Source organism: Priestia sp. FSL P4-0332, assembly GCF_038005845.1.
Lineage (GTDB): Bacteria > Bacillota > Bacilli > Bacillales > Bacillaceae_H > Priestia.
In genome coordinates this window covers 44,431-63,248 of record NZ_JBBOUA010000003.1, presented here as the reverse complement: position 1 = coordinate 63,248, position 18,818 = coordinate 44,431, and the positions used below count along the sequence as shown (strand labels likewise).

The window sequence follows — 18,818 nt, the reverse complement described above, 5'->3', positions numbered from 1 at the left end:
ATGATTTTACTTAATAGATTAAAAATCCAATACTTCTTTCAGATGTATATCAAGTTCGAATACAAATTTTTCAATATTCGGATTTTTAATTACATCATAACAAGTGAAACTCTTTAAAGGTTTCATTCCGAGGAATTTCTGTACACGATGTAAATGACTTAATGTATCTTCTAAGCTGTTCCCTTCAAAAAATTGAGTTGGATCGTTAAATACTTGTTCGGGAGCATTCCAGGTAGTCGAAAACATATATTTCTTTTCGGTCAATAACCCACCTCTTCCATATTGATCAGCACCCTTAAAAAATAAACCATAAGCATAAACTTCATCCATATACGTCTTCAATAAGCCTGGGACACTGAACCAATAAATAGGTGTTTGGTAAATTATAATATCAGCCCATAAAAACTTTTGGTGTTCTTCTTCGACTTTATATCCATTTTGAATATTTGTTGTTTTAATATTGTTCTTTTCACTTAACAAACTGATCATTTTGTTCATCAATGTTTGGTTCAAAGTCCCTTTCGCTGAACCATATTTCTGATGGCCGTTAATAACAAGTATATTTTTTAACTTTTTTCCGTCCCCTTTAATTCTGTAATCTTTAAAAAATCCGTTGATCTTTAATTTTCAGATACTACTCCGAGCTGTTGCATTAATGTAAGATTATCCTCTAAGTGCCAATCCTCAACGATTTTTCCATTCCTGATATGCAAAATATCAATGGCAAAGAAATGAACCGGCTTCCCTGTTGGCGTTTTCCCCATAAACTCACCCTTGTATGTCCCGGTGAACGAGAGACGGGCTGTAGCCTTGTTATCAGATATCACTAAGTCCTCAATAGTACAGCGTAAATCAGGAACAGCTTTACGAAAGTTGCGAGAAGCGAAGGCCAATCCCTCCGGACCTTGAGGTCTTCCCTTCGGCAATGTGTTATCAAAGAAGCTAGAGGCAACGGCTTGTGAAATAAGATCCTCATTGCCAGTATTCCAGAACCCGTAAAAATGCTGGGCGGTTTGAACCATGGCCGTAGCTTCTTTTGATTTCAATGACGGATCGACTGTCATCGATTTTGGTTGAGGTAAATCCTTTAATAGTTGAATGTCTGCATGAGCTGTTTTAGCAGGTTTATAGTCAGTATTGGTCTTGGCACATGCGGCGCTCATGAGTGTTACCCCAAGAGCCATGATAATACTAACTATCGATCGAATCGTTCTTTTTTGTAACCTCATCATATTTTCTCCTCAAATGTTTTGATATAGGCTGCGAATCTTGCTCCCTAAGTGTGGACTTGCAATGAAAGTCCCAAGGGAATGAGATATTGTGCTTTTTTCTAAAGTGCCTCTCCATCAATAAACGTTTATACATAATTTGCAGTTACGCAGATTTATTCAAGCTCAGCTAATGCAGGATACGTTTCCTCTCCTCGATTCAGGGACCAGCTGAACGACGTAACCAATAACCTTGCTGCGCTAAGGTAACATTCAAATCTTCTGCTACATTTGGAAGAATATCAATGATGATAAATATGTAGTACCAATAGCAAAAGTACTGATTAAGAGAGTAATGAGCAATAAGGGCAGTGTGATTGGTTGATTGCTCGCACTAACTTTGATCACCTCCTCAATGCAGTGTTAGAATAATAGGCTCACCGATATTATATGTATAGTAAGTTTCTTTAGGAAAGTAGTGATATTTATTTCATAAAGTTTCTGAAAGTATACTATTGTGATATGATAAGGAAAATTAGCCAAAAAAAATTTTAGGAAGGATGTGTCAGATGAGTGCTATTGAGCCGGTTGTACTAACCAAAGGAACATCAGGGGAGCCTTGCCCCATTGCTAAAACGCTTGACGTGATTGGTACTAAATGGACCTTTTTAATTATTCGGGATCTGCTTATCGAAGGAACGATGCGATTCCGTGATTTGTTGAAATCAATGGATGGAATTAGTCCAAAAACACTTTCATTACGCCTTAAGGAACTGGAGAATCATGGGATAGTGGAAAGAAAGGTATTTCCAGAGGTCCCTCCTCGTGTGGAATATACGTTAACGGAAAAAGGGAAACGATTGGAAAGTATCTTCATTGAATTAAAGAGATTTGGATTAAATTTATAGGAGATTAAATATAGATCATTCTTTAAATTTGAGTGCGTCAATTATGAACGATATTAGATATGATTTGATTTATGGAGAACAACCGAACCAGCTATGCGTAGTTAATAACATAACAGTAGACGAGTTTAATGACTTGGCCAGGTGTGGAAGTTCAAGATTAAATGAGGTTCCCATTTAATCCTTGGAGAAATATAAATAAGAAAAAAGTAAACAGGTCACTTAGTGATACTTATCACCATCAAATGACCTGTTTTTATAATATTGGCTGCTATGCGATAGGTCCCCTTAAATGCTCTTCTTCATTCCACACTCCCGGCATTCACGTAAGAAAATCCCACCTTTTACAGAACTTTTGAAGTAAGCTGAGTTGCAGTGGTCGCATCTGCCACTAACCTTATCCGGAAATTCATCGTATTCATACACTTATGATTGTTAACAGGTGTAAATACCCTTTATAATGTTAAAGATTCTGAATCACTGAGAATAAAGGATAATGAAACCATTTAGAACGTTCCTAGGGGACAGAGTCATATATACCTCAATATGGATGAGGTCCAAAGAGGTTCCGATGACTAAAGGAGAATCAGTGGGAGCTTGGTGAATCAAATCATACGAAAACAATAAAAAAGAACCGACAATTGATTGCCAGTTCCTTTTTATTGTATAAGTGTAGTCATTCTTCATTCTTATAAATAAATAAGCCATTTACGAATGTTTCGAAATCAGGAGCTAATTCCAAAATAAGTGTGTCTTCTCCCCATTCTAGATCCATATAAATTATAGGAGGAGTATCTTTTGTATGCCGATAATCAAATGCAATCCACCAATGTCCCTCTCCACATAGTAGAACAATATCTTTTGGTAACTCCCATTCTTCTATATAGTAATCACTGGATAAGATGCCTTCTTTTCCTATTCCATAAATTTCAGGAACGTTTACATGATCGTTTGCCCAATTTGTTGGAACGGAGGTAGGATAGTCACAATACTTTAAATTGCCCCCATTCTGTATTTTACATAACTCAATATAGGATTTTGGTAACTTCACACCCAACTTCTTTTCTGCTTCGTTGACCATTTCTTCTGTTAATTTTTTTGATTGACTGTATCCATCATCCCAAATATCTCTCATTTCCCCATCCCTTTCAACCCTTACCAACTAAATGCTTTTCTTCATGCCACATTCCCTGCATTCACGTAAGAAAACGCCACCTTTTACGGAACTTTTGAAGTAAGCTGAGTTGCAGTGATCGCATCTTCCACTAACTTTATCCGGAAATTCATCGTATTCATACACTTTATCAAGATCTATTTCTTGCCGTTATTTCTCTTCCATTGCTATCTGACTATTATTAGCTAACACCATTCTTTGCAAATTCATAAACTTCTCTAATAGTATTGGGAATGATTTAATATATTCAGCGTAACAAAGAGCCACTTGTATGAAACAAGTGGCTCTTTATATTGAGTATGTTTTAGATAAAATGTACTAATCGTAACAGAATAAAATTTTTGTTTTCGATATATCCCTTCCTGCCCTCGGTTTACCTTCCCCTCATTGCTAATTCTTGAAAACCCTTAGGTCAATTTCAAAATTATTGCTAAATTGACTGCATAATTCGTGTGAGTTCTTTTTCTAAAGCATCGGGCTCGTTTGAGTAATTATAAATCCCTAAAAACTTCTCTATAGCCTCTGGATGAGAACTGATTAGCTTATTGATGGCATTCTGTTGTTCAGAGATGCGTTCATTCTGCGAAATTTGACATCCCATGTGAAACCGAACCATAAACTCGTCTTCTATTGCCTTTTGATATTCTTCAGATATTTGATTTGATTGATTGGATTGTCCCTTATATTTTGAGAGAATATTGGATAATATACGTGCTCCACATATAGCATCATGGATACCTTGTGCCATGCCAGGATCTTTAAAACAAACTGCGTCTCCAACCAACGCCCACCCTTTTCCCATTCCTCTATACCAGTAATTATCATATCTGAGAATGCCTTTAACCGGTTCTACTAATTCCGCATTTTTTAAACGCGTCCCTATTGTTGTATTCGGAAAGTTATCTGTTAAGAAATTGCGTAGACAGCTTTCTGGATTTAATTTCAATCGTCCTATCAATTCCTTATTTTCTAATGGAAAAATGCCGGCGATAACATATAAATTATCATTCGTTGGAAAGAGAATGGCTGTGTTATCTTTTATCTTGTATACTTCAAATTTAGGAACATTGTCATGGCGAAATTCAGAGAAGTACCCGAAATAGATGCCGACTTTTGCCGAAATGCTTATTTTGAGTTCACTTTTTACCAGCTTGCGAATAATTGAGGATCGGCCGTCTGCCCCGACTACCAGGCGAGCTAAAAATTCTTGTTTCTCGTTATTGCCATCTAGACCTTCCACCCCCACTACTGTATCGTCAGCATGAATAACATCCGTCACATGAAATCTTTCTAGAACGGTTACATTCATTTGTGATTTGGCTTGTTCAAGTAGGATCTGATCGAGATAAGTTCTTCTAATGCAGTAACAACTTTCTTCTCCGTCAACCTTAGGGATGAGTCCTTCTATCGTGGTATCCTCAAATTGAAATTTAATATCCTGTACCGGTGGGGCGTTTGTTTCCAATAATTTGTCCATGACACCGATTTCTCGAAGAAGAGCGACAGTATTATTGAAAAAAGTATGGGTTGATAATGTATCCTTTGGAAAGGTCGCTTGGTCTACTAACAACACATGGAAACCTGCCTTCCCAAGATAAATAGCAAGGGTAGAGCCGGCAACTCTAGCACCGGTAATGATGACATCATACGTCTTATTCATCGTATCGCTCCGTTTCCAAGTACAATTATTAATTTGCGTATCCATTAGAAGGATTCTAAAACTAATGTTCTTACGTGTTAAAGCAATGAGGTAAATTGATAAGGGTATGCTACATACATAAAGTATGGAAGTTAAAACGAATTAAGTACAGGGAATTTTCACCTGTTAAACAATTAAAAAGAATTTGTGCTAAAAATCGGAATGATATTTTAAGCATTAAATAGAAGCTCATTTACAAGAAGGTATAATAGATGGATTGAAACATAGATATAGATTCTAGACATATATTCCTTTTCCTCTTTTATTCTTTGAGCTTTCTTCCTGTTGAAAGTTCACAAAGTTTACACAATGAAATGTAAGCGTTTCCTAATAGTTTGTTGTATACTAAATAATATAAAACAATATAACTTTTAACTTGTATGATTTTCTCACAAATTCTGTATGATAATTACTTATTTGAATAACACATTCCTACATTAGTTATTAGGAAGAAAGGGGAACGGAGCATGATATTGAAAGCGTTGAGAAAGAAAGGTGTCATTACCATTAACTATTATCAAAACGGTTTATTACAAACATGTAAGGGACGTGTAAATGATCTTAATCTTCATGATCAAACTCTTTCTCTAGAGGATGAACAACACAATATATTCTCTATTCGTCTATCGGGCATTACTGAAATTCATTAAGTCTATCATCGTGTAGTTACATTATTTAATATGCTTATTACAGGGAATATTAATGATAAAGCTATAAAAAAGAGGAAGAGAACCCTCTTCCTCTTTTTTATGATTTATTTACCTTATTAGTACTCTTTCTTGTTTCATTTGATTAACTGCTTATGCGAAACATGGGAACACCTACTAACCAGGAAGTTCCCTTGTTATTTCGCTAGGTAAAAATACATCAAAACAAAGATTAAAGAAATAGGCTACAGTGGGGGCAAAGTTTTTTTCAACGGACCACTGTCACATGATTTATAGGAGTTGCATTGAATAATAGCGCTAGCTACCAGTACTTACGACTAAAATGTTGTATTCGCAGCTCCCCCATACTACTCCAGAATTAATCATAACTCCTTGATAATCTAACCTCTATAAACACTAGCACATGTATCAGGTTTTGGTTCATAATAACAATGATTTTTAAATTGACCAGATGCAGGTTGACCGTACCATGTTGGAGGGCACGGAGCGTGTGGATTAAAATACCAAAGAGCAAATTTCGCTGGGTGTTGTCTCCAATAATCCAAATTCTGCTTTGCTAATCTTTTTTCAACACCTCTCGCTCTTTGATAAAATACATTGCCTTTTTGAACAGCTTCAAACGAAAAGTTCCCTCCCTGTACTTGATAAATGACTTGTGAAACGGTTCTTAAATTTTTAAAGTCTATACAATTTGCTGCAAGACGATTAACAATTACATTTCCGACATATAACATCCCTAGTCTTCCTTCACCTTCAGCTTCTGCTCGCATCATCCTTGCCATTAAGTTAATGTCTGCACTTCGGTAACTTACTCTTGCCATTTACTCACCCCAAAAATATAGTATGAAAAAAAGCCTATATTGATGTCATTGTTTATAAGATAGCAATTTATACGCTGGGGTTAGTCTAGTCACTTATATTTTTCATAAAATGGACGAGACATTAGAAGGTGTCCAAAAGAACAAAAATAGATTGCAAGCAAAGCTATATGATCTTAGTACATAAGAAGGAAACTTTGTTGTGGAAAAAAATAACAGGATTAATAGGTTTTAACCTGGGGTAAAGTCAACTAACTATTTCAAAAGGAGAGAATGATGTATGAGTATTCTATGGATGCTAATTGTAGGTGGAATTATCGGTTGGCTTGCCGGTTTAATTACAGGGCGTGACGTTCCTGGAGGCATTATTGGTAATATTATCGCTGGTTTTATTGGTTCTTGGTTAGGTGGTCTGATCTTGGGAAGTTGGGGACCAGTCGTTGGTGGTTTTGCCATCATTCCAACAATTATTGGAGCAATCATTCTGGTGTTAATTGTAAGCTTTGTTCTAAGAAAGATGGGACAAAAAAACAATCACGGTCATCATGCAAAATAAATCGAAAAAAATTAAGTTGGAGTGATTAAAAATGGGAGAAGAAAGTAAGCCTGTGTTAGATGATTTTGTTGAAAATGATCAATTTGAACTAGAATCTTACCTTACTTATTTGTTCGATCAAATTAATCATGATAACGAAATTCTGTTAGAAACTTAATGACAAACCAAATATTTTATTATAAAGAAAAAGAGAAAAGAATAATAAATCAGAATATAACATAAGCGACCTTAGTAACTTTGTTTACGATACATAGGGTCGTTTATTGTTATGGAGAATGTTTGAAAATAAAGTAAAGATATTCTTCTTTATAAGCAATGCTCAAAGATTATTAATAACTTTAACTACTACTTTATTAAAAATTGATTGGTCCTAGCCTCCAACTAAAGACCTTTTAGGATGCCAGACGGATGATTGTACATATGATTAAAAAGGCACAACCTCTGTTGAGAAAAGTCTGTCCATTATTAAAATAGATTTTATCTATTTTAATAATCAAACGATTTATTAAATCATTTCATAATAAAGGAGATGGAAGTGTGTTTGGATTCAGTGATATGCCTAAGTTCTTGTTTTCTTTCTTACTTGTACTACCACTTGTGTCTCTTGTTCATCAATTAGGTCATTCTATCATGGCGATCTTTTTCGGAGGGAGAGTGGATTTTACCATTGGAAAAGGAAAAACGATTTTTAAATGGAAGAAAATTAAAATAAAATCCGTTTATTTTTTGGATTCTTTTTGTGTATATGAAAAACTAAAATACGACAATCGATTTACCCATGCTTGTGTCTATGCTGGAGGTGCCATTGCTAATTTAGCTTCTATTTTCCTTATAAATGGTTTAGTTATGGATGACATCCTTTCAACAAGTCTCTTTTCTTACCAGTTTGTCTATTTTTCTGTTTATTATATTGTCTTCTCGCTATTGCCTATTAAATTTACAGAAACAACTTCAAGCGATGGACGTGCTATTTACGATGCATTGAGGTATGGAAAAATAACATGTAACCCTGATTAATAAGGCTGAAATAATGATGGAGATTGAAAAATCAACAAAGCTACATATTATTTCGTTTACGCAATAAGTTAGACAGTAAAAATAAAAACACTTTAAATAATGTAGGTAATTTAGCAATTAGTATAGATGTTGATGATAATTGATAACAAAAAACCTTTTACTCCTTTCCGGTAGAAGGTCATTTGCGTGATGGAAATGTCGTTATATACCATACGAGAAAGTTAACATATACCGTCTAAAGTAGAACATAATGAGCAACAGTGGCAGCGTGAAGGATTGTATATTTCAGATTTTAAAAATAAGTAAATAAAATTATATAAAAAAGAGAAGGTCTTTAATCTTCTCTTTTCCTACAACATCAATAATTAAGTTTTGCTAAAAAATCCTTATACTGGATCTAGATACAAGGCTTTTTCTAATGTCATTTATTATAGTTTATTAATTACAATTTATAACTTATATATAATTATCGATTCTTAAGCATCTTATCGTTATAACCAAACAGCCATGTCAGAATAAATGATACAGCAAAGGCAATCAAATTAACAAAAATATAGATGAAAATCTGATTATTCAAGTACAATAATAATCCTGGAATAGCTGTAACAGACATTCCTGTTGCTTTTAGATGAAAAATCGAGGCTAAGAATCCCCCTACTGCTCCTCCTATAAGGCCCATTATAAAGGGTTTAAAGAACCTTAGGTTTACTCCAAATATAGCCGGTTCTGTAATTCCTAAAAAGGCTGAAAATGCTGATGGGAATGCTAATGCTTTCACTTTTTTATTTTTAGATTTCAATCCAACTGCTAGCGTTGCAGCCCCTTGAGCTACGATTGCGCTAGTAATTAATGGATTGAATGGATTAAATTTTGTATCAGCTAATAATTGAATTTCAAGTAAATTAAATATATGATGAACGCCAGTAATTACAACAACTTGTTGTAGGCCACCAATAATAATACCAGCTAAACCAAACGGTAAATCTAAAATTGCTTTTGTGCTTGTTAGAATTACGTTTTCTAATGAATGAAAGACTGGTCCGATAGCGAAGAGACCTAATGTAATCATGATCAATAATGTTAGAAATGGCGTGAGTATTAAATCAATTGAATCGGGTACTTTTTTACGAATCCAACGCTCTAATTTTGCTCCTATAAGACCTACAAAGAAAGCTGGTAAAACAGAACCCTGATACCCTACAACTGGAATAAATCCAAAGAAGTGAATAGGATGTGCGTCTCCTGAACCTACTGCATATGCGTTTGGAAGTGCTGGATTTACTAACATTAATCCCAAGACAATTCCTAGAACAGGGCTTCCACCAAATACTTTAAAGGCTGACCATGCAATTAATGCTGGTAAGAATGCAAAAGCTGTATCTGTGACAACTTGCGTAAACATTATAAAGTTTTCAGGGATATCATTGGGTGTATAACCCAACCAATTTAACACTGCTTCTTGAGTTAGTACCCCACGTAAACCCATAAATAATCCGGTTGCAACAAGAACTGGAATAATTGGAACGAAAACGTCACCAAAGGTTCGGATAGCTCGTTGAAAAGCGTTTCCTTGTTTCTTAGCTTCTGCTTTTACTTCAGATGTAGACGTGCCTTTAATACCCAACTCATTCACTGCTTCATATACTTTATTAACAGTTCCTGTACCAAAGATAATTTGGTATTGTCCTGAATTATAAAATGCACCTTTTACTTTCTCTATATTTTCGACTGCTTCTTGATTTACTTTTGTTTGATCATGTACCATAATACGCAATCTTGTTGCACAGTGAGCAAATGATGAAATGTTTTCTCTTCCACCTATTGCCTCAACTACTTTGCTAGCTATGTCTTTGTAACCCTTTTCCACTTGATGATAACACCCCTTTGGTGATGATAATATAATGAAATTGTAATAAGAAAAAAACTAACATTCCTGATTCGATCGCGACTATATTTCTTGCTATCTATAAAAGATATAGCCCGAACAAATAGGAACCGGTTCCACAAAACTAAAAAACAACATACATGTAGTTAAATGTTTCCTTTCATAGGAGCCAATTTCGTTAAGTAAGAAGTCAAATTGGAACCGGTTTCTTTCGCTTATTATAGTTTATGAAATAAGAAAATGTCAACGCTTTCTTTTGTTAGTCAGAGATTCTAAATTCCAGATCTTGAAAAACAAACATAGCTATATAAAAAAGAAGGTACTTGAAGTGTGCGTAATTACGCATATAAAGCCTGTATTAACGCGGTAACGTTACTGAATTAGCTACTGATTAGGTAACGAAGTCGCAATTCTTTAGATACTATGTAGCTACTGCAGTAAGCTTGCCTATCCACTCAAAAAATAACAAAGATTTTATTTAACTGCACCTAAATATTTAAAGAAGGATTTATTTTACTGTTATTGAATCTATACAGGACGGTTTATTTCAAATCTCAATTGCAGAGAGGGGAAATGATAATGGCCACTGGAAGAGAACGGGCAGCAAGGAGTATTTTAGGTCAATCAGGATTGAGGAATAGGAATCCAGACAACGCTACGTTTGATGAAAAAGGAACAAAGCCTCGCATCTCAAATTTTGAAAGAGTTGCGACTCCTCGTGAGGGTTCTACTCGAATAGCAAGGATGGCAGAAGAATATAGAGCTGAATATAAAAGAGTAAAAAGAAGAGAACAATTTTTGCAAGACACAATAGATTTATTAAGTGATTGTAATAACAAGCAGTCCGTTAGAGAGTTAAAGGAATTAATTAATTTAGCAAAAGAGCGATTAATAATGTATCAAGGTAAATAGAAATTATCCCCTTTTTTATTGCTGATATAGTATAACACTAATATATCCACATACACATTTGTCTGAGTGCATTTTTGCTAGGAGAGCAGCCAGTATATGATGGTTGCTCTTTTCGTATTTGTAAGGAGCTGTGAGTACATGAAAGATTGGTTTAGAGTATTCACTCTAAGAAATGGAAACCAGTAATGAGGAGTATGGCACTAGTTGGTAACAGTGTAACTGTAGACATTCAGTGTTTTGGAATAAAATGGAAACTAAAGCGAAGTAATAACATTCTTGAAACTTTGTAATGTTATTGAACAAAAGATAGGAGAGCATTCATTTAGGGTGCTCTTTTAGTTATTTCTTTTTTTTAGTTTACATAACTTATATTTTAAAGGGAGCTATTTTTCATAGTGAAAAATTCCTAAAGACCTACACCTAAATATTATCTAATCAAGGTCCCTATTTTCTTGAGTTGTTGTCTTATAATTATAGGTAGGCCCTTTGCCAAGTCTGGGTTTCCAATTACCTAACTTGTCTTTTAAGTAATCTTTTAAAAAATCACGTTTCTTTTTTCGTCTTTTAACCCTGTTTTTCATAAGAAACCACCACCTTTGGTTTACTTCATAGATTCAATTTATCCTTATTATAATTATGTTGAAAAATTCACTCTTTACGCTAAATCTATAAGTAATAAGTAGATCATCTCAATAGTCAAAAATACACTTTTAGGTATTGTTTCAAAGTATTCCAGAAGACGCTTTCCATTGTAAGAGTAACAAAAGTACAACGTGAAGAACAACCAGATGATCCTCATATGTATTGTCATAATAAAGAATAAAGAAAGCAGGTTAATAAATATTAACCTGCTTTCCTTTCTAACGAGAACTTAAAAGGTTTCTCGTTAGAAAGGATTTTATGGTTTCGTAGAAGAAGCATCCTCCTTCTCAGAGGTAGAAACTTTCTCTTTGAAATTAGATGGATGTTTTCCATGCACATCATTGATATTTGCTTTATCAGAAGTATATCCAGCAGTATTAAATCTGTCATCCCCTATTGCAGGCTGAGAATTGTTAGACTGATTTTTCATCGTGTACCTCCTAGTTTGGGTGGGATAGGTTCAGTATGCTCATATTCACCGTATTTCATGAGGATGCACTTGACGTTTTATCTCTATTCAGTTGAAAGAGTTGGATATTTAACCTAAAAATAAAATTTAATCAAAAACGTTCAACGAACTCATATTCTACGGCACAAAAAGGAAAAAAGAATATAAAGTCATACGAATCAGTGACAGCAACTTTGTAAATTGGGTGCCTCAAATTTTAAAAAGAGTGAAAACACGATTAAACTAACACAAAGGCGTAAGCTCCTTACTTATGAAATAAATAAAAAAGAATTGACAATTGAATGTCAGTTCTTTTTTATTGTATAAATATATTCATTCTTCATCTTCATAAATAAATAAGCCATTTACAAATGTTTCGAAGTTAGGAGCTAATTCAAAAATAAGTGTGTCTGCTCCCCATTCTAGATCCATATAAATAATAGGAGGATTGTCTTTTGTATTCCGATAATCGAATGCAACCCACCAATGTCCTTCTCCACACAATAGAAGAATATCTTTAGGTAAGTCCCATTCTTCTATATAATAATCACTAGATAAAATGCCTTCTTTCCCTATTCCATAAATTTCGGGAACATTTACATGATCGTTTGCCCAATTTGTTGGAACGGAGGTAGGGTAGTCACAATATTTTAAAGAGCCTCCATTCTGCATTTTACATAACTCAATATAGGATTTTGGTAACTTCACACCCAACTTCTTTTCTGCATCGTTGACCATTTCTTCTGTTAATTTCTTTGATTGACTGTATCCATCATCCCAAATATCTCTCATTTCCCCCAACCCTTTCGATCAATACCAATTAAATACTTTTCTTCATGCCACATTCGCGGCATTCACGCAAGAAAACGCCACCTTTTACCGAACTTTTGAAGTAAGATGAGTTGCAGTTGTCGCATCTTCCACTAACCTTATCCGGAAATTCAGCATAGTCGTACACTTTATCAAGATCGATTTCTTGCTGCTGTTTTTCTTCCATGTTGATCATTCTTTTCTAGTTGACTTTTATTAGATTACCACAAAAAGTGAAGGTGAAATTATTTTATGTAAAACGAACATCAATTAGCTCACTTAACCTCACTTTGTTAAACCTTTAATGATTTTCTCACTCTATTTTACATAAATTATCAAATTTGATTTTAGAAATTTATAATTTTTTTGTTGTTTTCTGTATGATTATGTAGTTCCTATTATAGATTAAAGCTATGTTCTTGTTAGAAGAAAATGAAAACGCTTAATTGCATCTATATTTTTATTAATTATATTTTGATGGAGGAATTTCTAATGGACAACTAACTATAGAGAAAAAATTACTTCCATATTATTAGTATTATATTACTTGCAAATTTTCTACATAAAGGAGACAGCTAACTATGAAACTAAAAAAAAACTTAGGAATAACCATTTTATCTGCTGCATTATTATTTTCAGGAATTGGCCTATCTGCTGATGCAACAACCAATAATGCCAAAACAGTCGTAAACCATTCGGAAAAAAAAGATTTACCTAATATAAAAATTTTAGCTACTGGTGGTACAATTGCAGGTTCCTCTGATAGTGATACAGCTACAACTGGATATAAGGCAGGAGCTCTTGGTGTTGAAACGTTAATAAAGGCTGTTCCTCAGATGAAAAAACTAGCAGATGTTAGTGGGGAACAGGTGGCAAACATCGGAAGCGAAAATATGGATAATTCAACATTATTAAAGTTAGCAAAACGAATTAATACTTTATTAGCATCTAAGGATGTTGATGGAATTGTAGTGACACATGGAACAGACACTTTGGAAGAGACGGCCTACTTTCTAAATCTTGTAGTAAAAAGTGAAAAACCTGTTGTTATTGTTGGTTCAATGAGACCAGCTACGGCTATAAGCGCAGACGGTCCATTAAACTTATACAACGCAGTGGAGATTGCTTCTAGTAAAGAAGCCAAAAATAAAGGAGTTTTAGTAACTCTGAATGACCGAATTGGTGCAGCTCGCTACATAACAAAAACAAATACAACAGCAACAGATACGTTTAAATCTCCTGAACAAGGATATGTTGGAGAAGTTGCTGGGGGTAAGGTCTTGTTTTATAATGAACCCACTCGTAAACATACGACAAAATCAATTTTTAATGTTTCAAAACTTGATAAACTTCCTCAAGTAGACATTCTTTATACATACCAAAATGATAATAGATACCTTTATGATGCTGCTGTAAAAGCAGGGGCAAAAGGAATAGTAGTAGCAGGATCCGGAAATGGGTCAATGTCTGATGCAGCTTTATCAGGAGCTAAAGATGCTGTTAAAAAGGGGGTAATCATTACTAGATCTAGCCGTGCTGGTAATGGGACTGTGACTCATGAAGCTTCAGATGATAAAGATAAGTTTGTCACGTCTGATTCGTTGAATCCTCAGAAAGCCCGTATTCTCTTAATGCTTGCTCTAACTAAAACGAAAGATCCTAAAAAAATACAAGAATATTTTAATGAATATTAATAAGCAAAAAAGAGTCCTTTGCTATAAGTAGCAAAGGATTTTTAAATTTATTGAAATAGGGGAACATGTTATTAGTTTAGTTAGTTTTATAGATTAATATACAGAAGGAGGTAAAAAATCTAACCTCTCACACATAGATACACTCATTTTCAAGTTGGCACTGTGTATAGAAAACCGATTCACTTCGTTTTTTGTAGTTTGCTTGTTCTAATAACCGTGATATGTCTAAGAGAGGGGGTAACATGCCCACTTATACACGTCTCTTCCATTTTTGAACACCTTGCAACTATGACGTAAAAGTTGGCTATGCATAGTCCAAAAAAATATTAAATCTTATAAATACTTTATTTACCTTTTGTGTGTTCCCGTAGATTTCTGTTGTATTTTGTAGACGATATTATAGACTAGGCTTAACCTTACATTACAACAAAAAATGAGTATCTTGTTTTAATGTAATAGGAAATGAAAGGGGTTACAACATGAAAAAATTCGGATTAGCTACACAGATTTTTATTGGTCTTGCGTTTGGGGTTGCGGTAGGTGCTGTTTTTTATGGAAATAGTACAGCGATGGCCATTCTTCAACCTTTAGGAGATATTTTTCTTCACCTAATTAAAATGATTGTCATTCCTATCGTTGTATCCGCACTCATCGTATCTATAGCTGGCGTAGGCGATATTAAAAAGCTCGGCAAGCTAGGTGGAAAAACGATTCTTTATTTTGAAATCGTTACCACAATTGCACTTGCTATTGGTTTATTAGCTGCAAATATATTTCATCCAGGTACTGGTATAGATATGGGGAACCTTGAGAAAGGTGATATATCCAAATATGAAGAAACATCTAAAACAACTGAGAGTACAGGAATAGGAGATCAAATCGTTCATATTATCCCAACTAATATATTCCAATCGTTGACTGAGGGAAATTTATTAGCGATTATCTTTTTCTCAGTATTATTTGGTCTAGGTGTTGCAGCAATTGGAGAAAAAGGCAAACCAGTCTTAAACTTTTTTGAAGGTGTACTAGAATCCATGTTTTGGATGACAAACTTAGTTATGAAATTTGCCCCATTTGGCGTATTTGCTTTAATTGGTTTGAATGTGGCGAAATTTGGAATTGGTTCATTAATTCCTTTAGGAAAGTTAGTACTGGTTATATATCTGACCATGATTTTCTTTGTTTTTGTAGTATTAGGTATTATTGCAAAAATGGCTGGAACTAATGTTTTAGTACTTATAAAAATCTTAAAAGATGAATTAATTTTAGCGTTTACAACCGCAAGCTCTGAAGCAGTGTTGCCAAGGCTAATGACTAAAATGGAGAACTTCGGTTGTCCGAAAGCTGTCACATCATTTGTTATTCCGACAGGATATACGTTTAACCTTGATGGATCATCCATTTACCAAGCAATTGCTGCCCTTTTCATTGCCCAAATGTATGGCATTCATTTATCTTTCATAGAACAAATTACACTCTTACTTGTGTTGATGTTGACTTCTAAGGGAATGGCAGGAGTTGCAGGAGCATCATTTGTTGTTGTATTAACAACACTCGGATCAATGGGATTACCTCTAGAAGGTATGGCATTCATTGCTGGTATTGATCGTATTTTAGATATGCTTCGTACATCTGTCAACGTAGTAGGTAACGCATTAGCTGCTATTGTGATGTCTAAGTGGGAAGGCGGATTCGATAAAGAAAAAGCAAAGCATTATACAGATTCTATTAGAAAATCGGACGTAGCATAAAAAATTTCTATTTATGTAAAGAAGGAGATCAATGTTATGGCAAATATAGAAATACCAGAAAAACAAAATGTAAGAATTGAAAAAGATTTCCTAGGAACAAAAGAAGTTCCTACTTATGCTTATTATGGGATTCAAACTTTACGTGCAGTTGAAAACTTCCCAATAACAGGATATCAGATTCACCCAGAGCTTATTAAAGCATTAGGAATCGTTAAAAAGGCTGCTGCTCTTGCTAACATGGAAACAAAAAGGTTATATGATGGATTGGGTAATGCAATTATTGAAGCAGCAGACGAGGTTATTGAAGGGAAAAGAAACAATCAATTTATTGTTGATCCAATACAGGGTGGTGCGGGGACCTCAATGAATATGAATGCAAATGAGGTTATTGCAAATAGAGCTTTAGAGTTACTTGGTCACAAGAAAGGTTCTTATTCCGATTTAAGCCCTAATAGTCATGTAAACATGTCACAATCAACAAACGACGTATTCCCAACTGCTATCCATATTGCAACGCTTAATCTGTTAAATAAGTTACTGAAAACAATGAATTATATGCACAGTGTATTTCAGAAAAAAGCAGAACAATTTGATTCCATTATAAAGATGGGACGTACTCACCTACAGGATGCAGTTCCAATCCGTCTTGGTCAAGAATTTGAATCATATAGTCGTGTTCTTGAGCGCGATATGAAACGTATTAAGCAATCCTATGGACATTTATATGAGGTTAATATGGGAGCAACTGCAGTTGGAACGGGTTTAAATGCAGATCCGCGTTATATCGAAAATGTTGTAAGATATCTAGCAAATATCAGTGGTTTACCACTTAAGAATGCCGATCATCTTGTAGACGCGACTCAAAATACAGATGCTTATACAGAAGTTTCTGCAGCATTAAAGATTTGTATGGTAAATATGTCGAAAATAGCGAATGACTTACGTCTAATGGCATCTGGGCCCCGTGCAGGACTAGCAGAAATCACTTTGCCAGCTCGTCAGCCTGGATCTTCGATTATGCCTGGAAAAGTTAATCCTGTCATGCCAGAGATGATTAATCAGGTTGCCTTTCAAGTTATAGGTAATGATCATACAATTTGTCTAGCTTCTGAAGCAGGTCAACTTGAACTTAATGTTATGGAACCTGTTCTTGTGTTTAATTTACTTCAATCAATTAGCATCATGAATAATACTTTTCAAACATTTACGGATTATTGCCTGCAAGGGATTGAGGCGAATGAAGAACATTTAAAAGAATACGTAGAAAAAAGTGTAGGTATTATTACGGCTATTAATCCTCATATTGGATATGAAGTGGCTGCTAGAATCGCACGAGAAGCAATACTAAAAGGTGAATCCGTACGTGAATTGTGCTTAAGGTATGATGTTTTAACAGAAGAAGAGCTTGATCTTATTTTAAACCCTTTTGAAATGACTAATCCAGGGATTGCTGGAAACTCCCTTTTTGATAGGGAATAAACAGGTTTTAATATGAAATGAAATTCACTACTATCATCTGTTTGATTCTTTAATTAATATATGAAGGAGAAAACTATAAAAAATCTGTTGGATTAACGTTTTAGCTTTTAAACATGTGGTACACATATAGTACAACGCTAATGTTATTGTTGGTTGTTGTGAGAAGGTAAATACTTAATTTATGAAGGGACTGATTAGTTTTGAAAGAATTAACAGCGACTTCAACAAACGTATTACCTCAAATTGAAAGTAGATATTCGTATCTTACACAAGGCACTTTGGTTATGAACCGATATACGTAACGAAAGGGCCTCACAAGGGCAAACAAATTTCTAAACAGTATGCGAAAAAGCTTGTATCTTCCTAGATACAAGCTTTTTCATTTCGAGTTTCCATAAGTTTGATTATCGGTAGCAAAAAAATCTTTCATTTTTAGATTTGTGGGGCAAGATGTTCTAGGCTTTTAGCTACCAGGAATTGTCCCAAGCATTTGTTCTTTTATAAAGCTTACATAGCGTAGATAGCCCTAACATATTTGAAAAATAAGGAATACTGTTTCCTTCTTGAATAAAATGGGAATTAGTTAAAAGAAAGTTTTAACCATTTTGAATAGGAGGGAATGTCATGTTTAATAATCATGAAGAAGAAATTCAGGCCTATTTAATTAAAGAGGGTTATAGTGTTAGTAAGTTTTTAAGAAAAGATAGGAATTGTTATTACTTCAGGGTCAATAATATTTGGTTAGGTGATCATATAGTCAAAGTCCAAAATGGATTTCTAGGTTTTTTAAAAGAAAGGGTTAGTGGATAAAGAATAAATGGTCTAGACACAAAGAGTATATTAGAAAGAATGGTAAAGGAGCAGCCATTTCCGTTGTTATCTCAGTTTATAAAATTAAAATTTTATAAACTGAAAAAGCATTCCTTTTTGTGGAATGCTTTTTCTTAATGTTGAGAAATTATAAATAACCTTTTTTTGACCATTTGTGCTTCCGTTAAAACAGGTTGAGCTACTTCTGCTTGCTTATTTATCATTTCCTTTAATCTTATGTATTGCTCTGACATTGGAGCAAAAGGGCGCCATTTTTTCATTCCTCTATGTTCCATATCTTTATCCTTCTTAGGATTTATGGCCACCTATACCTGAATGCTG

Annotated in this window: 22 protein-coding genes; 10 read left to right on the top strand and 12 right to left on the bottom strand. The window is 34.4% G+C overall.

What is annotated here, in order from left to right; translation table 11 throughout:
* Positions 1-18: 18 nt before the first annotated feature.
* Entirely contained in the window at positions 19-591 is a 573-nt protein-coding gene (locus MKY06_RS28395) for an NAD(P)H-dependent oxidoreductase (protein WP_098278401.1), read from the bottom strand.
* A gap of 29 nt (positions 592-620) precedes the next feature.
* Positions 621-1,232: an ester cyclase gene (locus MKY06_RS28390; protein WP_029324129.1), complete on the bottom strand. Its 612-nt coding sequence runs from the start codon at positions 1,230-1,232 to the stop codon at positions 621-623.
* A gap of 545 nt (positions 1,233-1,777) precedes the next feature.
* Between MKY06_RS28390 and MKY06_RS28385 the strand changes: the two genes are divergently transcribed.
* Positions 1,778-2,116 (top strand): winged helix-turn-helix transcriptional regulator, encoded by a 339-nt coding sequence (locus MKY06_RS28385; RefSeq protein ID WP_029324137.1) that lies wholly within the window; start codon positions 1,778-1,780, stop codon positions 2,114-2,116.
* A 285-nt stretch (positions 2,117-2,401) separates the two neighbouring features.
* Here the strand turns inward: MKY06_RS28385 and MKY06_RS28380 are convergent, their stop codons facing one another.
* The 3 genes from MKY06_RS28380 to MKY06_RS28370 all read right to left on the bottom strand — a co-directional run bounded on the left by MKY06_RS28380 (position 2,402) and on the right by MKY06_RS28370 (position 4,947).
* A complete protein-coding gene (locus MKY06_RS28380) occupies positions 2,402-2,539 on the bottom strand; it encodes a hypothetical protein (RefSeq protein ID WP_097813521.1) in 138 nt (45 codons plus the stop codon).
* Between the two features lie 250 nt (positions 2,540-2,789).
* Positions 2,790-3,248 (bottom strand): SMI1/KNR4 family protein, encoded by a 459-nt coding sequence (locus MKY06_RS28375; protein ID WP_029324139.1) that lies wholly within the window; start codon positions 3,246-3,248, stop codon positions 2,790-2,792.
* A 469-nt stretch (positions 3,249-3,717) separates the two neighbouring features.
* Positions 3,718-4,947 (bottom strand): NAD(P)/FAD-dependent oxidoreductase, encoded by a 1,230-nt coding sequence (locus tag MKY06_RS28370; RefSeq protein ID WP_029324140.1) that lies wholly within the window; start codon positions 4,945-4,947, stop codon positions 3,718-3,720.
* 506 nt (positions 4,948-5,453) lie between these two features.
* On the opposite strand from MKY06_RS28370, the gene MKY06_RS28365 reads away from it, so the two are divergent.
* Positions 5,454-5,636: a YolD-like family protein gene (locus MKY06_RS28365; RefSeq protein WP_029324141.1), complete on the top strand. Its 183-nt coding sequence runs from the start codon at positions 5,454-5,456 to the stop codon at positions 5,634-5,636.
* 398 nt (positions 5,637-6,034) lie between these two features.
* Here MKY06_RS28365 and MKY06_RS28360 read toward each other — a convergent pair whose 3' ends face one another.
* Entirely contained in the window at positions 6,035-6,475 is a 441-nt protein-coding gene (locus MKY06_RS28360) for a cell wall hydrolase (RefSeq protein ID WP_013084397.1), read from the bottom strand.
* Positions 6,476-6,752: 277 nt separating this feature from the next.
* Here MKY06_RS28360 and MKY06_RS28355 point away from each other — a divergent pair, with 277 nt between their 5' ends.
* The 3 genes from MKY06_RS28355 to MKY06_RS28345 all read left to right on the top strand — a co-directional run bounded on the left by MKY06_RS28355 (position 6,753) and on the right by MKY06_RS28345 (position 8,045).
* A complete protein-coding gene (locus tag MKY06_RS28355) occupies positions 6,753-7,028 on the top strand; it encodes a GlsB/YeaQ/YmgE family stress response membrane protein (protein ID WP_328264642.1) in 276 nt (91 codons plus the stop codon).
* 31 nt (positions 7,029-7,059) lie between these two features.
* Positions 7,060-7,185 carry a hypothetical protein gene (locus MKY06_RS28350; protein WP_255260831.1) on the top strand — a complete coding sequence of 42 codons (126 nt, stop codon included), beginning with the start codon at positions 7,060-7,062 and terminating at the stop codon, positions 7,183-7,185.
* Positions 7,186-7,565: 380 nt separating this feature from the next.
* The gene (locus MKY06_RS28345) at positions 7,566-8,045 is read left to right on the top strand and encodes a site-2 protease family protein (RefSeq protein WP_029324144.1); all 480 of its coding nucleotides are present in this window, start codon (positions 7,566-7,568) and stop codon (positions 8,043-8,045) included.
* Positions 8,046-8,511: 466 nt separating this feature from the next.
* Here MKY06_RS28345 and MKY06_RS28340 read toward each other — a convergent pair whose 3' ends face one another.
* Positions 8,512-9,912: a sucrose-specific PTS transporter subunit IIBC gene (locus MKY06_RS28340; RefSeq protein ID WP_029324145.1), complete on the bottom strand. Its 1,401-nt coding sequence runs from the start codon at positions 9,910-9,912 to the stop codon at positions 8,512-8,514.
* Between the two features lie 597 nt (positions 9,913-10,509).
* Here MKY06_RS28340 and MKY06_RS28335 point away from each other — a divergent pair.
* Positions 10,510-10,842, top strand: coding sequence for a hypothetical protein (locus MKY06_RS28335; RefSeq protein WP_029324146.1), 333 nt, complete (start codon positions 10,510-10,512; stop codon positions 10,840-10,842).
* 431 nt (positions 10,843-11,273) lie between these two features.
* On the opposite strand, the gene MKY06_RS28330 is transcribed toward MKY06_RS28335, so the two are convergent.
* The 4 genes from MKY06_RS28330 to MKY06_RS28315 all read right to left on the bottom strand — a co-directional run bounded on the left by MKY06_RS28330 (position 11,274) and on the right by MKY06_RS28315 (position 12,929).
* Positions 11,274-11,423, bottom strand: a complete 150-nt coding sequence (locus tag MKY06_RS28330; protein ID WP_170960160.1) for a hypothetical protein — start codon at positions 11,421-11,423, stop codon at positions 11,274-11,276.
* Positions 11,424-11,740: 317 nt separating this feature from the next.
* A complete protein-coding gene (locus MKY06_RS28325) occupies positions 11,741-11,914 on the bottom strand; it encodes a hypothetical protein (RefSeq protein ID WP_157835279.1) in 174 nt (57 codons plus the stop codon).
* 351 nt (positions 11,915-12,265) lie between these two features.
* Positions 12,266-12,724 carry an SMI1/KNR4 family protein gene (locus tag MKY06_RS28320; protein WP_029324147.1) on the bottom strand — a complete coding sequence of 153 codons (459 nt, stop codon included), beginning with the start codon at positions 12,722-12,724 and terminating at the stop codon, positions 12,266-12,268.
* 28 nt (positions 12,725-12,752) lie between these two features.
* Positions 12,753-12,929 (bottom strand): hypothetical protein, encoded by a 177-nt coding sequence (locus tag MKY06_RS28315; protein WP_098197509.1) that lies wholly within the window; start codon positions 12,927-12,929, stop codon positions 12,753-12,755.
* Positions 12,930-13,323: 394 nt separating this feature from the next.
* Here MKY06_RS28315 and MKY06_RS28310 point away from each other — a divergent pair, with 394 nt between their 5' ends.
* The 4 genes from MKY06_RS28310 (at position 13,324) to MKY06_RS28295 (ending at position 18,476) form a co-directional block, all read left to right on the top strand.
* A complete protein-coding gene (locus MKY06_RS28310) occupies positions 13,324-14,436 on the top strand; it encodes a type II asparaginase (protein ID WP_053488666.1) in 1,113 nt (370 codons plus the stop codon).
* Between the two features lie 479 nt (positions 14,437-14,915).
* On the top strand, positions 14,916-16,187 hold the full coding sequence (locus tag MKY06_RS28305; protein ID WP_098449508.1) for a cation:dicarboxylate symporter family transporter: 1,272 nt from the start codon (positions 14,916-14,918) through the stop codon (positions 16,185-16,187).
* 36 nt (positions 16,188-16,223) lie between these two features.
* Complete coding sequence (gene aspA, locus MKY06_RS28300) at positions 16,224-17,666, top strand: aspartate ammonia-lyase (RefSeq protein WP_098399585.1); 1,443 nt, start codon at positions 16,224-16,226, stop codon at positions 17,664-17,666.
* A gap of 624 nt (positions 17,667-18,290) precedes the next feature.
* On the top strand, positions 18,291-18,476 hold the full coding sequence (locus MKY06_RS28295; protein ID WP_029325417.1) for a hypothetical protein: 186 nt from the start codon (positions 18,291-18,293) through the stop codon (positions 18,474-18,476).
* A gap of 134 nt (positions 18,477-18,610) precedes the next feature.
* Here MKY06_RS28295 and MKY06_RS28290 read toward each other — a convergent pair whose 3' ends face one another.
* The gene (locus MKY06_RS28290) at positions 18,611-18,772 is read right to left on the bottom strand and encodes a hypothetical protein (protein ID WP_223269026.1); all 162 of its coding nucleotides are present in this window, start codon (positions 18,770-18,772) and stop codon (positions 18,611-18,613) included.
* Positions 18,773-18,818: the final 46 nt, after the last annotated feature.